Origin of the sequence: Methanolapillus millepedarum, from assembly GCF_032594115.1 — an archaeon.
In the GTDB taxonomy this organism is placed as follows: domain Archaea; phylum Halobacteriota; class Methanosarcinia; order Methanosarcinales; family Methanosarcinaceae; genus Methanolapillus; species Methanolapillus millepedarum.
The window spans coordinates 264,239-279,832 of the sequence record NZ_CP131060.1; the positions used below are offsets into that span (position 1 = coordinate 264,239).

Annotated in this window: 18 protein-coding genes and 1 tRNA gene; 12 read left to right on the plus strand and 7 right to left on the minus strand. The window is 41.0% G+C overall.

From position 1 onward, the window contains the following. Nucleotides 1-16 precede the first annotated feature (16 nt). From ftsY to MsAc7_RS01315, 5 genes are all read left to right on the plus strand, one after another. On the plus strand, nucleotides 17-1,228 hold the full coding sequence (gene ftsY, locus MsAc7_RS01295) for a signal recognition particle-docking protein FtsY (RefSeq protein ID WP_338102805.1): 1,212 nt from the start codon (nucleotides 17-19) through the stop codon (nucleotides 1,226-1,228). Between the two features lie 5 nt (nucleotides 1,229-1,233). Beyond that, complete coding sequence (locus tag MsAc7_RS01300; protein WP_338102806.1) at nucleotides 1,234-2,415, plus strand: tRNA (guanine(10)-N(2))-dimethyltransferase; 1,182 nt, start codon at nucleotides 1,234-1,236, stop codon at nucleotides 2,413-2,415. Nucleotides 2,416-3,168: 753 nt separating this feature from the next. Further along, nucleotides 3,169-3,717 carry a cupredoxin domain-containing protein gene (locus MsAc7_RS01305; RefSeq protein WP_338102807.1) on the plus strand — a complete coding sequence of 183 codons (549 nt, stop codon included), beginning with the start codon at nucleotides 3,169-3,171 and terminating at the stop codon, nucleotides 3,715-3,717. A gap of 78 nt (nucleotides 3,718-3,795) precedes the next feature. Further along, complete coding sequence (locus tag MsAc7_RS01310) at nucleotides 3,796-4,257, plus strand: cupredoxin domain-containing protein (RefSeq protein WP_338102808.1); 462 nt, start codon at nucleotides 3,796-3,798, stop codon at nucleotides 4,255-4,257. 130 nt (nucleotides 4,258-4,387) lie between these two features. After that, entirely contained in the window at nucleotides 4,388-4,900 is a 513-nt protein-coding gene (locus MsAc7_RS01315) for a hypothetical protein (RefSeq protein WP_338102809.1), read from the plus strand. 48 nt (nucleotides 4,901-4,948) lie between these two features. On the opposite strand, the gene MsAc7_RS01320 is transcribed toward MsAc7_RS01315, so the two are convergent. Next, nucleotides 4,949-6,142 carry a matrixin family metalloprotease gene (locus tag MsAc7_RS01320; protein ID WP_338102810.1) on the minus strand — a complete coding sequence of 398 codons (1,194 nt, stop codon included), beginning with the start codon at nucleotides 6,140-6,142 and terminating at the stop codon, nucleotides 4,949-4,951. Between the two features lie 176 nt (nucleotides 6,143-6,318). Then, the gene (locus MsAc7_RS01325; protein WP_338102811.1) at nucleotides 6,319-6,735 is read right to left on the minus strand and encodes a hypothetical protein; all 417 of its coding nucleotides are present in this window, start codon (nucleotides 6,733-6,735) and stop codon (nucleotides 6,319-6,321) included. A 401-nt stretch (nucleotides 6,736-7,136) separates the two neighbouring features. On the opposite strand from MsAc7_RS01325, the gene MsAc7_RS01330 reads away from it, so the two are divergent. From MsAc7_RS01330 to MsAc7_RS01350, 5 genes are all read left to right on the plus strand, one after another. Further along, nucleotides 7,137-7,628: a cupredoxin domain-containing protein gene (locus tag MsAc7_RS01330; protein WP_338102812.1), complete on the plus strand. Its 492-nt coding sequence runs from the start codon at nucleotides 7,137-7,139 to the stop codon at nucleotides 7,626-7,628. Between the two features lie 202 nt (nucleotides 7,629-7,830). Next, a complete protein-coding gene (locus MsAc7_RS01335; protein WP_338102813.1) occupies nucleotides 7,831-8,493 on the plus strand; it encodes a hypothetical protein in 663 nt (220 codons plus the stop codon). A gap of 101 nt (nucleotides 8,494-8,594) precedes the next feature. Further along, on the plus strand, nucleotides 8,595-9,299 hold the full coding sequence (locus MsAc7_RS01340) for a DUF2110 family protein (RefSeq protein WP_338102814.1): 705 nt from the start codon (nucleotides 8,595-8,597) through the stop codon (nucleotides 9,297-9,299). 86 nt (nucleotides 9,300-9,385) lie between these two features. After that, a complete protein-coding gene (locus MsAc7_RS01345) occupies nucleotides 9,386-9,919 on the plus strand; it encodes a DJ-1/PfpI family protein (RefSeq protein ID WP_338102815.1) in 534 nt (177 codons plus the stop codon). Then, on the plus strand, nucleotides 9,903-10,115 hold the full coding sequence (locus MsAc7_RS01350; protein ID WP_338102816.1) for a hypothetical protein: 213 nt from the start codon (nucleotides 9,903-9,905) through the stop codon (nucleotides 10,113-10,115). Before MsAc7_RS01345 ends, MsAc7_RS01350 begins: the two co-directional genes overlap by 17 nt. 40 nt (nucleotides 10,116-10,155) lie before the next feature. On the opposite strand, the gene MsAc7_RS01355 is transcribed toward MsAc7_RS01350, so the two are convergent. From MsAc7_RS01355 to MsAc7_RS01370, 4 genes are all read right to left on the minus strand, one after another. Beyond that, on the minus strand, nucleotides 10,156-11,703 hold the full coding sequence (locus MsAc7_RS01355; protein ID WP_338102817.1) for a sulfatase-like hydrolase/transferase: 1,548 nt from the start codon (nucleotides 11,701-11,703) through the stop codon (nucleotides 10,156-10,158). A gap of 109 nt (nucleotides 11,704-11,812) precedes the next feature. Then, on the minus strand, nucleotides 11,813-12,718 hold the full coding sequence (locus tag MsAc7_RS01360; RefSeq protein ID WP_338102818.1) for an epoxyqueuosine reductase: 906 nt from the start codon (nucleotides 12,716-12,718) through the stop codon (nucleotides 11,813-11,815). A 34-nt stretch (nucleotides 12,719-12,752) separates the two neighbouring features. After that, on the minus strand, nucleotides 12,753-13,148 hold the full coding sequence (locus MsAc7_RS01365; protein ID WP_338102819.1) for a 5-(carboxyamino)imidazole ribonucleotide mutase: 396 nt from the start codon (nucleotides 13,146-13,148) through the stop codon (nucleotides 12,753-12,755). 332 nt (nucleotides 13,149-13,480) lie between these two features. Beyond that, nucleotides 13,481-13,984, minus strand: coding sequence for a TrpY family transcription regulator (locus tag MsAc7_RS01370; RefSeq protein ID WP_338103441.1), 504 nt, complete (start codon nucleotides 13,982-13,984; stop codon nucleotides 13,481-13,483). Between the two features lie 195 nt (nucleotides 13,985-14,179). On the opposite strand from MsAc7_RS01370, the gene MsAc7_RS01375 reads away from it, so the two are divergent. After that, on the plus strand, nucleotides 14,180-14,584 hold the full coding sequence (locus MsAc7_RS01375; protein ID WP_338102820.1) for a hypothetical protein: 405 nt from the start codon (nucleotides 14,180-14,182) through the stop codon (nucleotides 14,582-14,584). A 270-nt stretch (nucleotides 14,585-14,854) separates the two neighbouring features. Then, nucleotides 14,855-14,927, plus strand: a tRNA-Gln gene (locus MsAc7_RS01380). A 176-nt stretch (nucleotides 14,928-15,103) separates the two neighbouring features. On the opposite strand, the gene MsAc7_RS01385 is transcribed toward MsAc7_RS01380, so the two are convergent. After that, nucleotides 15,104-15,367: a hypothetical protein gene (locus MsAc7_RS01385; protein ID WP_338102821.1), complete on the minus strand. Its 264-nt coding sequence runs from the start codon at nucleotides 15,365-15,367 to the stop codon at nucleotides 15,104-15,106. Nucleotides 15,368-15,594: the final 227 nt, after the last annotated feature.

Below are 15,594 nucleotides of genomic sequence, written 5' to 3' on the forward strand. Positions count from 1 at the left end.
TTCAGGAGACATTTTTTTGTTCGGAAAATTAAAGGAAAAACTTCAAGGATTTACAAAATCTTTGAATAAAACAATCGACGAAAAGGCGGTTGAACTCGATCAACCGGAAATGGTGGGAGAAGAACTTCTTTTGGCGGAAGAAATCATAACAGATGGACCGGAGGTTGAATCCGCTTCTGAAATTCAAGAAGCCGGCGGTGAACCGGAAGAAGAAAAAGATGAAGAAGAAGTCATCATCACGGAAGAAACGGTTGCCATAAAAGACGACAATGGTGATGTTGTCGTTGAAGAATTCATAACGGCCGAGATCGTCAAAGACAAAAGCAAAAAAGAAAAAGTAGGCTTTTTCGGCCGCGCCAAAGCGCTTATTTTTGACCGGGAAGTGATTCTGGACGACGACGACCTTGAAGGTCCGCTCATGGATCTTCAAATCGCGCTCCTCGAAAGCGATCTCGCGCTTTCCGTCACCGACGCGATCGTCGCGTCCGTTAAAGACCAGCTGTCCGGCACCCGGAAAAAGTTCGGAAAAAACACGGGAAATATTGTGGAAGAAGCGCTCAGGAAGGCGATTCTTGACGTGATGTCCGCCAACGTTTTTGATTTCGACGAATTCATCAACTCCAAAAAAGGACAAACGGCGCACGTTGTTTTCGTGGGCATCAACGGTACCGGAAAGACGACCAGCATTGCCAAAATCGCCAACCGCCTGCAAAAACAAGGCAAAACCGTCACGATTGCCGCCGGCGACACATTCCGCGCGGGCGCCATTGACCAAATTCAAATCCATGCCGATCGCCTCGGCGTCAAAACCATCCGGCACCAGGAAGGATCGGATCCGGCCGCTGTCATTTATGACGCGCTTCAGTATTCCAAAGCCCATAAAATCGATGTTCTCCTGTCTGATACCGCCGGCCGCATGCACACAAACGTCAACCTGATGGCGCAGCTGGAAAAAATCTGCCGTGTCGGAATGCCGGACCTCATCATTTTTGTGGACGAGGCGACTGCCGGAAACGATGCGGTTGAACGGGCGTCGCAGTACGCCGACGCTGTTCCCATCAGCGGGACGATTCTGACGAAGCTGGACGCCGATTCTAAAGGCGGCGCTGCGATTTCAATCGCTTACATCACGCAAAAACCGATTCTCTTTTTCGGAATCGGGCAAAACTATGATGACTTGATGAAGTTTGACCCGGTTTGGTTTGTCAACAAGATCTTTGAGGATTAAATCAAATGGCTCCATCGAATGAACCGACGCCTGACGGTTTTTTGTCGGTTGAGGAAGGCCAAACAAGAGTTTTGGTTCCCGCCGAAAACGACGCCAAAATCCCGACAGCATCGGTTTCTGTTTTTTACAATCCGGAAATGGAAATGAACCGCGACATTAACGTGGCGGTAACCTCCGTTTTTGTCCGCCGGTTGGCGGAACGAAAGGGTTTTGAAAAATCCAATATCCGGTATTTGGATGCCTTTTCCGCTTCCGGCATCCGCGGCCTTCGCATCGCGAACGAAGTCGGAATTTCCGTGGTTTTGAATGACATAAAACCGGAAGCTGTTGAACTGATTCAAAAAAATATTTTCGAAATCGGTCTTCAAAACGCTGTCGCCGTTTGTGAAGACGCGAACGTTCTTCTTTGCCGGGAAAAATTTGCCATCGTTGACATCGACCCGTTCGGAACGCCGTCTCCTTTTTTGGACGCCGCCGCCATGTCCGCCACCTTTCTTCTCGGCGTTACCGCAACCGACACGGCTCCTCTCTGCGGTGCTCATCTCAAATCCGGCATACGCAAATATGCTGCCGTTCCGCTCAATAATGAATTTCACAGCGAAATGGGACTTCGGATTCTTCTCGGGAGCATCGCCCGCGAAACCGCCAAATTCGATAAAGGAATCCTTCCTCTTTTGTCGCACGCGACGCGGCACTACGTGCGCGTCTACGCCGAAATTTTGCATGGCGCCGGCCGCGCGGACCAAACGCTTCAAAACATCGGATTTTTGGCATGGTGTCCGGCCTGCCAAAACCGGGAAACCAAAACCGGGCTTGCCGTTTTTATGAATGAGAAATGCGTTTGCGGCAGCAATCGAAAAATCGCCGGCCCGCTTTGGCTCGGACCGCTTCGAGACGAATTATTTTGCGCCGACGTCATCGATGAACTTGACAATGGCCGGTTGACGCTGAACAAAAAAGAACCTGCGAGAAAGCTTGTCGAAGCCTGCAAAAATGAAGCCGATATTCCGTTTTTCTATGACGAGCATCTGTTTTGCGAAGAACTGAAAATTTCAGCGCCGCCGATTGAGCCGTTTTTAGAACGGTTACGAGATGCCGGGTACGTCGCGACCCGAACGCATTTTTCGGGGACATCGTTCAAAACAGATGCGCCCGTGGATGAAATCAAAAGAAAACTGTTGGAATAATATTATTTTTGCGATGGCGGCGCGCGCGTTATGGCGACACATTTTCATTCGGATTTTTCAAACCATGTGTGTGTCTTTTGAAAAATAAAATGAAAACATACGTAATTTTTTGAGATCCAAGAAAACCACCCCGAAAAATCAAACGCTTTGCATTTGATTTTTCGGATTTCATTGGAATAATTGGATACAGTAGTGGCAAGTACATATCGGAACTGTAAACAGCAGATGCAAACCAAAACAGAAAACAGCAGATGCAAACTAAAACAGTAAACAGCAGATGCAAATGGTAAAACAGAAAACAGCAGATGCAAAATAAAACAGTAAACAGCAGATGCAAATGGTAAAACAGTAAACAGCAGATGCAAACCAAAACAGCAAACTGCAGATGCAAACCAAAACAGCAAACTGCAGATGCAAACTGAAAATTGGAAAACAGCAGATGTAACTCAAAGCCGGAAACAAGAGTTGCAACTCAAAACCGAAAATTGCCGGAACAAACCCAAATATTGTTTTCATGAGAATGGCGCCCATCATTTTAATATTATTTCTTTTATATATCGGACGGGCGAGTCAATGAACAACGCTTATATATCAAAGTCCCGTATATTCATTATCTTTCAATTTACTGTTCCTATATTGTTTTACGATTCTATGTTATTTTGATAAACTCAAAATCGGTTTTTCAAATAATATAATATTTTTAAACAATATTTCGACAATAAATTGGGTAAATCCGTTCAAAGAGGAATTATTATGCAACTCAAAAAAACATTTATGCTTCTTTTAGCATTGGTTTTATTGGTCGGTGCGGTCGGCGCTGCCGGATGTCTCGGCGATGATGACGACAACGCAACCAACCAAAGCAACCAGTCCAACCAATCGAATCAATCCAACCAAACGGAACCGACCACAGAACCGTCCCAACCGGCCAATCCGGAACCTGTAAACTCCACACCGGAACCCGAACCGCCGGCACCGTCCGGTGAAACTGTCACCGTTCAAAACGCATCCGAATTTACCGGAACACCCAAGGCTCTCATCATTGCCAAAGACCGGAAATTTTCCGCCGGCACCGTTAACATCAGCGCCGGTGAAACCGTCAGAATCTGGAACCGTGAAGATGTGAACTTCGCTCACATGTACCATTCCGAAGAGGGTGCCTTTCCGGACACCAAAGTCAACATCAAATACGATGTTTACTTCACCTTCAACCAACCCGGCACTTACAAGATTGATATTTATAATCCAAATACCGGAGAACCATATCCGACCAATGCGGTTTTGACGGTTAAAGTATCATAATCCAGAATAAATTAAATAATGAAATCAATTGACAATAAATTAAAATAAACATTTACAGCAACAGTGAGAGGAAAAATTATGAAAATGATTCCGAAAAAATCATTTCTTTCTTTTTTATGCCTTTTGATCCTCATTTCTGTTGCCGGCTTTTCCGGTTGCATCGGCGGTTCCGATACAACCGACAACCAATCGGGTTCCGGCTTTGGCTCGGAATCCGTTACAGTTTGGACGTCTTCCGATTTTGAAGGACAGACGGACCAAACGGTTTTGGCAAAAGGCCGGCAATTCGTCAGCACCTCAGTCACCTTACAGACCGGTGAGACAATCAGAATTTGGAACCGTGAAGATCAAGCGCATTACGACCACCTTTACCACTCGGAAGAAGGTGCCTTTAAAGACATCCGCGTCAACGCTTTGGACAGCACCTATTTGACGTTCAACAAACCCGGAACTTACAAAATAGACCTGTACAATCCGGCTACGAATTCGCTTTACGGAACGACCGGCAACACCACTTTGACGGTGACCGTGACGAAATAAATCACAAAATCAAATTATTGTCAAACAACCTAAAACAAAAATGGAAAAACGGCAATTGAAATATTCAATTTATTTAAAAATGAATCTTCAAATTTTATTTAATTTTCAACAAACATTATCAGAGGATATTATGCAAATCACAAAATCTAAAATGCTCATGATTTTGGTTGCATTCGTGGTTCTGATTTCAGTTGTCGGTTTATCCGGCTGCATCGGCGGCGACAACTCCACCAATAACACCACAAACACAACCAACAATACCACGACCAACAATACGACCAACACGACCAACACAACGCCAAGCGCCGGCTCCGTGACAGTTCAAACACCTGAACAATTTACAGGCAATAAAGATACGGCGATCACGATGTTGAACAAAAACAGACAGTTTTCAACAGCCACTCAAAATATCACGGTCGGACAAACTCTGCATATGTGGAACCGTGAAGATCAAGCCCCTTACAAACACCTTTACCACTCTGAAGAAGGCGCCTTTGCCGATGTTCAAGTCAACCCGAGATATGAAATTTACATGACATTCAATCAACCGGGTGTTTACCACATCGACCTTTACAACCCCGACACAGGAACGTTCTATGACACAACCGGCAACAGAACGATGACGGTAACAGTATCTAATTAAAAAAGATAAGATAAAGTAAACAAAATAATTTTGTTCACTTTAATTTATTTAAATTTTTATAAAGGTTGTAAATGACGTTTTTTCAATATCAACTTTCTCGCCATAGGCATTAACAATAGTTTCATTATCAATTATGAACAGTTGACCTTTTTTATCGATTTCAAAATAATGTTTTGGACCAATGTCTTTAGTCAATGAATTGGTATCTTCAGATAAATACAATATAACCTCTTCTCCTTCATAATAATCAACAGAATCGGTTATCATTTCTACATTATCAGCAATTCCACCAATTTTTCGAACATAGATGCTATCGACGTCTTTGGATAAATTACCTTTATAAATTTCTTCTACATCAATCATAACATCATGATAAATAACATAGTCACTTGTATCTTTTGGAGCTAATTTATTGTTTGTGCTCCATTCAGCGGGCATTATAGATTTTACAGTTCCTCTTATTATTAAATCTGATTTTTCGACCATTAAATCATCAGAAATTGGGTCTCCACAACCAATAATTTGTATTATTGTATCACAACATTCTTTTTCAGAATCCGAATCTGAAATATTAAGTAATAAGAGATAATTTTCTGCATTTTGTTCATCAATAGGTACGCTTAAGGCCACAATTTTATTGTATATTATCCTTAATCCGTTGACATCATCCTGTCTCACGGACCTATACTGTTTGTTATAGATACTCATGGCAGCATATGGGTCTGTCACGCTGTCATGGTCTAATCCTATACAATGACCAAGTTCATGAAGAGCAGTTGTATTAAAATAATTAAGGGTTGAATTACTATTAGCTTGCGAAAGATTAGTTGTCCAGTTAAGGTTTGAGTTAAATGTAACTACAGATTTTTCTATGAAGTATTTATTATTCCCATATTTTTTCATAGTTATTTGTGTTTCAGCTAGATTATTGCTGCCTGAAATCAGTGTTGGACTTTTTCGAAATGCAACCCCTTGACTTGTATTATAACTTCCGTTTTCAAAAAACCACAATTCTCTTGAAAAGTTAAATGTGGGCACACACCACTGACCAGACGCTTGCATTATAGCTTGCTTTTCTGTTCCATTAAAATCGTTTGTGTAAGTTACAGGAATGTTTAAAGTATAAACACCGTTTGAACAGTTTTGACCATTTACCCACAATATGTTATATGCATTTACCATATTACAAGAAAGCATAAACAAAAGAATGCAAATTAAAAAAATAGACAGATTTCTTCTCATATTGCTCCTCCTTATAAAATATACTTTGTTTTATCAAAATATATTCTACTAGTAAATTAATAAAAATTGTATATAATATTTTCTAAGTAATCTGCATCTCATATCTTTAATTTTTTTTATATTTTTAGTTTTAGAAAAAAATTGTCTACAAACGAATCATAAAAAATATATGACAATTAATCATAGGCAACTTTTCGAATGCCTTCCCCAACCAGAATTTTATAACAGTTTGATTTATCATCATAAACTAAACCCAAGAGAACCTGGTCGCCGATCTCATATTCCCATGAATTGGGTGTTATTTCCTCACACATGACAATACTTTCTACCTGACCACTTTTGTAAAGTCGGACTATTATCTCATCATTACAATATCCTTTTACGAATTCATTTTTTGTGAAAACGATGTCAGTATAAATATAATCACTTTTTGTAAAAAGAGCTGGGTAAGTATAAGGTCCGTTGTTATTTCCCCCTATTACGTCCCCATATTTTATATTTTGAGGTATATTTCCATCAGATGTTGACCATTTTGAAGGAAGTACTTCTGTAACCGTTGCATAAATGATTATATCTGCATCTTTTTCAACCATTTCTCTTGTATAAAAAACAGGATCTGTAATGGGTCCGCCGGAATCTATCTTTGCATAAATAATTTCATTACTTTTTGGTAATTTATCCTAATTTGTATGAAATTCAACCGTTGGTTTTGAATAAGTATACTGAAGTGTTTCTTTTACAGGGTAATTGATATGGATTTCATCAGAGGAGTTATCTGATTCAATTTTGTTTTCACTCAAATTTAAAGATAAACATCCTGTTATTGGAATTAATGTAAGTATAAGAATCGCAATAATAATGATTTTTAATTTCATTGTCTTCCCTCTTTTTTGAGTATTTGTTACCTTGAATATATATTTCTATTTTTGGATTTACCCAATATTCAAATATCATAAAATATATTTAATCTTTGAATTTTTATAAAAGAGGAGATATGATGAAATCTGTAAAATCTTTGGCATTTGTCTTATTGCTCATCACACTCGCCATCGCTGTTGGAATTTCCGGCTGCGTTGACAGTTCAAACAATATAACCAACAACACAACGAATAATACGACCAACAATACGACCAATAATACCACCAACACAACCCCGGGATCCGGTTCCGTGACTGTTTCCCGTCCGGGAGAATTTAACGGAACCGTTACTCAAGTCATTTACGCTGAGAACCGTCAATTTGTTACTCAGAATGCATCTATTTCCGTTGGCGATACGCTTCACGTTTGGAACCGGGAAACGAATGTTCCGTACAACCACCTTTACCACTCTGAAGAAGGTGCTTTTGAAGATATCCGTGTCAACGCTAAATATGAAATTTATTTCACATTCAACGAACCCGGCGTTTATCACATTGATCTTTATAATCCGGATACAGGAACATTCTATATGTCTTCCGGCGATGTTTTGACGGTAACTGTCACTTAAAAATCGTCACTCATTAGAAAGATGATACAAAACGTTTCATCTTTCATTATCTAATTCTTCCAATTTCTCCAATCTTCCGTTTTCAATTCTTTCGTTTTTCTAATCTTTCTCTTACTTATTTTATTTATTTCATAATTTCATCAAAACATATATGTTTCATAAAACATATTACCTCAAATTATAATATAAAATGAGGATTTTTATGATTTCTGATATTGAGAAATTCCTGTTTCAGGAAAAAACTTGCCTTTCGCTTCTTTTCATTTACGACAAAGAAGTCACTTACATTTCGGAAGTGGCGGAAAACATTGATTCGACATTTGCGCACACCAATAAGATCATCAAGAGGTTGGAAGAAATCGGTTTTATTTCCAGCGTTTTTGAAGGACGGACGCGTTTTCTTCAATTGACGCCCAAAGGATGGCATTATTCCAAAAACTTGACGGAAGCGTACCGGGTGGTCTTTTCCGACGAAAATTTTGCGTTCCCGGAAGGATATATTCCGACCAGAAAACCGGATCCGGAACCTGAAATTTTAACTGTGTCCGGCGAAAAGCCGAACAACGTTTTTGTTGCCGGTGGCACCGAGCGAAAAAAAGAGAAAAAGGTGTATGTGGGACCGCTGACGCTTGAAGACCGGATTGAAATTTTCAACGATAAAATCCGGGAGATTTATGAAGAACAAACGGAATCGGAAGCCGATTCAAAAACGCTTCTTCGAAAACTCGGGCCTTATGACCGCGAACTCAAAATGATCGGAAAAGAAATCGAAAGTTTGGAAAATCCGGATCCGAAACTCGTTAAATCATATCGGGTTGCCGTTATGAAATATTCTTTTTATTTGGGAAAAGAATATGAGATCTAAATGTCTAAATGATATCTTAGATGGCCAAAATAAGGATTATAAAAAGAACCAAACAGAAACGGTTTCAGTGAATATATAAAACGAATAAATGAATGATTTACATGATGATTGAATTATTGCAGCCGGTTTACGGTCATGAGGAAAATGCGGTCAAATCGCTTCAGGCGTTTATGGGCGAGGAGTTTAAAGATTTGGATGTGGTTTTTGAAATCCTTCCGAAAGGAAAACACATTTCGGTGATGATTTCCGGTGATGACGAAGAAATCTCGGCGAATTTTCTCTCCAACGCTTTTGGAAAACCGCTTCAAAAATCCGAAATCGTTCCGAATGAGACTTATAAGGGTTTTATTTTAAAAATAGAGCCTGAAAAAATCACTATTGATATCGGTTTTGAAGTCGCTGTTTCAGCGATTTCTCTGTCCGCGCTCGGCGTCGGAACGCCCGGTCAAATCGCCGCCCGTTTCGGTATGATTCCGTATTTGCCGGTCACGATTCAGTTTTCGAAAGAACAAATCGAAAAAGGAGCTTTAACAGCAGGTTTTTCAAAAGAACAAATCGATTTGTGGTGGTCGTGGAAAAAATCATCGACAGACCGCGTTTTTGTGAATAACGCCACCCGTTCTCAAATCAAAGCGGCTCTCAAGAAGAAAGGGCACGGCCGGGATGTTTACGGCGTCGAACGGCTCGGATTGATGGAATGCGTGATCATTTGCCATGAAAAAACAGACGGTCCCGGGATTGTCGCATCGGTCGGAAAACTTCTGCCGTCGCAAATGGGCGTGATGCTGGCGGCTAAAAAATCATGAACAGCAAACTTTAAGGTCAATTTGAAGACAACTAATAAAGCTTATTAATACATGATTCCTATTTTCAAAAATACCGGAGGTCTCCTATGAAATCCAACAAAATATTAATGGTCATTGCGCCCGAACGTTTCCGCGACGAAGAATTTTTCCGGCCCAAAGAAGTCTTTGAAAAAAACGGATTTTCGGTCACCGTCGCCTCGACAAAACCTGGCGTGGCGCAAGGCGCCAAAGGCGGTTCTTACAAAGTTGATATCCCTGTCAAAGACGCAAAAGCCGACGATTATGACGCGATTGCGATTTCCGGCGGTGCCGGTTCAAAAGCGTATTTGTGGAACGATCCGGCGCTTCACACTCTTTTAAAAGACGCTTATGCCAAAAACAAAATTGTTTCCGCCATTTGCATTTCGCCGGTTGTTTTAGCAAAAGCGGGACTTTTGTCCGGCAAAAACGCGACCGTTTTCAATGATCCTGATGCCATTTCAGCAATGAATGCGGCCGGTTCTAAGTTAAGGCCGGAACATGTGGTTCGCGACGGGCGGCTCATTACGGGAGACGGGCCCGATGTTTCTTACGATTTCGGGGAAGAAATCCTCAAAGCGATTCGTGAAAATAAAGAATGAGCGGGGCAGTTTAACATCAGCTGTTGCCGGCAGTACAGTTGCTTACCTGTTCCGATTTGCAGCAGCTGCTGACGACAATACAGTTGCTTACTTGTTCCGATTTGCATCAGTTGCCGCCAACAATACAGTTGCTTACTTGTTCCGATTTGCATCAGTTGCCGCCACTTTGTTTTTATTTTTGCGTCCGCAAAAATAAAAACCTCTCATTCTCTTGAATCTCCTCAAAAACCGTTCCCTTATTTTTTATAAATCCGGTAGGCAAAGGCACCGCCGATGACATTGATTAACACAATCAAAACGGCAACAACATATTTGGTTGACATCGCACCGCCGCCAAAATTCGCCAAACCTCCGGTTTCTTTCGATTCGGTTGAAATCGAAACCGGCGTTTTAGCCGATTTTAAAAATTCGGACATATTCTTGCGCGTATCGTTTTCGATAAAAACGGACATCTCCGTTTGCGCATATTTCCCGCTTTCGCCCGACCATTTGACGGTGTAACTTCCCGGTTCCATTCCGGAAATAACATATTTCGAATAGCCGGACGCGGAAATAATTTCGCGGCCGGAGTGTTGTATTTGAACGTTTTCGGCTCCCGGAAATTCAAGAGACAGAGTCACTTTTTCCTTTGCCGGCAACACATTCCCGTTGGAAAAACGCGGGGACTCGGAAATTCCGAAAAGAGACAAGAATGTCGCCGCAATATCATCTTGCCCGGTCTCGCCGGCATAAACCGTTCCTTTCTTAACATTCGGTCCCCAAACAATGAACGGGATCGTTGTGGCTTCCGTCGATTTCGCGTATTTTCCCGAACTGTGTCCGCCACCCTTTTTATCCAGCGTTTCAAAAGACATTCCATGGTCAGCCGTCACGGCCAAAAACAAGTTATTTTTCTTGCATTTATTCCACAACGTTTCAAGGTCCCTGTCCAAGCGCTCAATTGAATCCAAATAAGCGTAATAACCGCGGTAATGGCCGGTTGAATCGACCGCGCCAGCGCTGATCACCACAACAAACTTTTGATCCGGATATTTTTCCATAACCGTCAGCGCGGCACAGGCAGAATCAAGCGCCCACCGGTTGTAGCCGGCATATTTTTCGCTTGTCTCCTTAGATGAAACATATGAGGAGGCGTTTTTTTGATATTTTTCAAATTCTGTCTCAATTTCCCGAATTATTTTTTGTTTTTGTGCGCCTTCCGGCGTTGAATTATCATAGCGGTCATTTCTTTGAATTGTAAAATTCATATTATTAACCGAATTGGTTTCATCATAGGCGATGATATCGAATTTTTGCCGCATGGACGCAAAATCGCCGCGCTGCATCACACCGATGCACAGGAATCCTTCCTCACGGAAAATATCCATCAAAGTCGAATCAGAATATCCGACCATTTCGGAATTTGCCGCCGTGTTTCCGGCGACAATTGTGGAATGTCCAAGTTCAGTGACCGGATGCGGCGATTTCATGATGGAAATTCGAAATCCGTCTTCCCAAATCCGGGGAAGCGTTTTAACAACCGCATGTTTCTCGCTTTCGTTTGTCAGCGTGTAAGGCGTCAGTTCCGGAAACAGATAGGCAGAACCCATGCCATCGACAATCAAAAGAACGCCGCCGCGGGGGGACGCGCCGGACAAATCTGTCGAATAAACGGATTCAGATGACGCATCGGCAAAATGAAAGACGCCTGTATCAAAACAGGGTGTGCAAACTGAGAATAAAATCAGCAAAAAAACAAGAACAGAAACTATTTTCCGCTTGTTTTGAAATCTTCTTTGAGACATAAAACAAAGCATCGTCTCAATCTTTATAAACAATTTGAATTTTTCAAAATCGAAAAATATAAGTATAATTTGTTTTGAAACTTTCTGTTGATGCCGTTTTTAAAAATAATTATTTTTGACCGTATTTTCGAATATGGTCCCAAGATTGAATCAACTTAATCTTTTCGGCTGTTTTTTGACTCATTTCTTCGGCCGGCGCATTTTCCTTGTTTGATGAGCTGTTGTCTTTTTCATAATTATAAACACTCAAATCCGTCCGTCTGAACTTATTTCTGTCTTCGCCGATCGGACAAACTTTGATGCAAATACCGCATGGCGAAATTCCGCGAGCAGCCAGTTTCTCACTTTGAGCCGTGCATTTTTGTTTATCGATTTTTGAAAGCGGATACGGCATTTTTTTGTCGCCGCAAATGGCACCGGCCGGGCAATGACGTACGCACAACATGCATTCGATACAAAGGTTTGCCTCCGGTTTTTGGTTGGACTTGATGCCTTTTGATACTTTTTGAGGGATACCCAACTCGTCAAATGTGGCAGCTGTCAATACCGTTGTAAACCGAATCCGCGGTCCATACCTTTTTGTCAAAATCGTATTGTTGCGCCCGAAAGTTCCAAGGCCGGCATGGTAAGCGGCATGTTTGTGAGAAAACGCAGCCGCCGGGTTTTTGACAAGCGCGGAAATTCCGGCATACCCGTCTCTTGAAATCGGCATGCTTGGCATATTTTCTTCATTGAGAAATTGAGATATCAATAAGGCTTCTTGATCCAAAAAAGAGTTCAGCGTTTTATAATGCTCATTGTAATAAACTGATGGTGTTGTCTCCAAAATCGGCAAATTGACGGGAACACCAATAACAATTACGGTTTTTGCGGACGGAAAAATATTTTCCGGAAAAAATTCGTCCGGCACCGGATATTTTTTTTCCGATTTCCACGCGTCCGCCGGCGCAAAACCAAAAACGGGAAGAATATGATTCATTTGTTTTTTCAAAAGAAGCTGATATAATGTTTTCATATTCAGGCTTCCCGATATTTATTATTTTTGATAATTATTTTTGATTCATCAGGTCCAAAATGCGAACCGCCATGTGCGCGCCGTTTGCGCCATTGTCGATTCCGACGCTTGCGACCGGAATGCCGGGTGGCATTTGGGCAATTGATAAAAGCGCGTCAAGACCGCCAAGTTTGGCACTTACGGGAACGCCGATGACCGGTTTTTTGGTTTTGGACGCCACGACTCCGGGAAGCGCCGCCGAAAGGCCGGCGATTGTAATGAAGACAAGAGCTTCACTGTTTTTGATATATACATCTAAATCATCCGGATTTCGGTGTGCGGATATCACCACAACTTCATAAGTATAACTTGTTTTGTCCAGAACGGAAACCGCTCTGTCCGCAATGGCACGGTCGGATTCGGAGCCCATGATAACGGAAATTTGAACCAAAATTGAATTCCACCCAATTGTTTTTGAAATATTTTATTGTCGATGATCTGAAATGATATAATTATATGAAAAAATTTATGAAAATTAATGGAGCATTTATAATTTCATTGATTAAAAAGATGCTGGGACAATTAGAGTTGATTTAAAGAAAATAAAAGTTGATTTATTCTAAAAGTATCTCTTCAAAATATATAAATTTTAACCGTCTCTGATTTTACAAATTTGATTTTACAAATCTGATATGATATTATTTTGATTTGGTTTAATATTTGATTTCACTTAATATTTTGATTCGATTTAATATTTGATTTCAACTTAATATTTTATTCGATTTAATAAACGCTGACGCCTTTGACACCTTTTGCTTTCAAAATTCGTTCGACCAAATTCCCGGGAATTTTTTCATTGGTAATGATCGTCAACTTCGGATTATCTGTAAAATAAGGGTCATCGGAAACAGCTTGGCGGATGCTGAGGCCGGCGTCTGATATTATCCGGGTGACGTTAGAGATAATTCCAACATCAGCGCCGTCATCCGGCGTAATGACCACGACGCCCAGATTCAAGTGCGGTGCAACGTCCGCTAAAAATGGAATCGACTTGACATTTTTGAAGATATCAAAAAGCATTTCATCTTCCAGAATGTGTTTGGCGGTCGCGTCAACAACGCGGCGGTCGACACGTACTTCTTTTCCGATTTGAACGTGCGGAATTTCAATATTTCCGGAAACGACTTTTCCTTCGGAATTGACCTGAAACCCGCGCTCAAAAAGCAGTTTGACAACTTTTTCCTGAGCCGGATATTTTTCAAATTTGATGCGAATCGGTTCCCAAATAACGATCCCTCCGTTTGAATCAATTTTGTACAATTATGTAGAATAATGGTTATAATTCATACAATGCAGATTCTTTCTTAAATATATTCCGCAAAAACATATTTTTTTCTTCTCATAGTCTTTTGAATTTCTTCCTAAAAACAACTTCAAGCTTTTGTCAAAACATTTATCATTCATAATGTATTTGAAACAGTCATGTCTACCGTTAAAAATGCCCCCAGGACCGCAACCACTATTGTTGTCCGTTCCGACTCCAGCGCGCGTGTCAGTCACTCGCGTGATCCGTATTACAGTTTAATGCGGCGCGTGTTTCAAGAAGATGCGACAGCTGTTCGCGGGCAAAAATTTTTAAATATGGTCGAAGAACGCCAAAAGGAAGGAAATCCGCTTCGGACGGATGAATGGGAATCCATTATCGAACAACTCGGAACAAACCGCGCCTCGTTTTATTCGATGCGCAACAAACTGATGGGCGCCGGGTTAATTTCCGTCAAAAATCAAAAATATCGTCTCTCCGGTCAGTTTTCCAAAGATTTGACCGATATGGCCCGCTGGTGGTGGACGGCCATTTTGGGAAATGAAGAAGAAACCGTCGATTAAAAGGGTTCCTTTATTCTTTTCTTTTTCTCTTCTTCTTCTTTTATTCTTTTTTCATTCTTCTCTTCTTCTTTTATCTTTTTTTATTCTTCTCTTCTTCTTTTATCTTTTTTCATTCTTTTTCTTTTTCACTTCGTTCATTTCATTTTGTTCTTTTCACTTCACCTTTTTTTCTTTTTTTTGAAAAACGGTGTCCGTCGGGAAAAGTATTTATATCATTTTTCACTTTTAGAACTGAATTCGTTTTTGAATTTTCAAAAAACCCATCAACGAAGCCCGGTAGTGTAGTGGTCAATCATACGGGACTCTGGATCCTGTAACCTCGGTTCGAATCCGTGCCGGGCTACTCATTTTAATTCTTGTCATTATTGATTCCATCATTCATATTATTTATTTTCACTCTATTCCTCTTCATTCTTGTTTCCGGTTCGGTTTTCGTTTCAGTCAGCTGCATTATCCTGTATGTTTTGCGATATCCGCTCATTCAGACGCGAAACGAGTCTGAATGAGCGGGGCAGGTTGTCATCGTATTCCAACAATACAGTTGCTTGCTGTTCCGATTTGCATCATCTGTTTCCAACAATACAGTTGCTTCCTGTTCCGATTTGCATCATCTGTTTCCAAATAATACAGTTGCTTCTTGTTCCGATTTGCATCATCTGTTTCCAAATAATACAGTTGCTTCCTGTTCCGATTTGCACCCTCTGTTCCCATAATACAGTTGCTTTCTGATTCCGGTTTGCGCCGGCGGCTGCCGCTAAATACAGTTGCTTCCGGCCTTTTCATTTTCCTTTAAAGCTGTCGGTTTTTATTTTTGCGTTCGCAAAAATAAACCCCAATCTTGATTTCCGGTTGAAATTGGCACGAAAAGAGATCTGTCGGCTTTGCCAGCCTCAATTGCCCTAACTTTCTAAAAAACATTTTCCCTAATTTTTTTATTACGATGCAAAAAGACAACTTTTCGCCAACAGTTCAAAACATTGTATCTGAGTGGACGTCTTCTGTTCCTGATT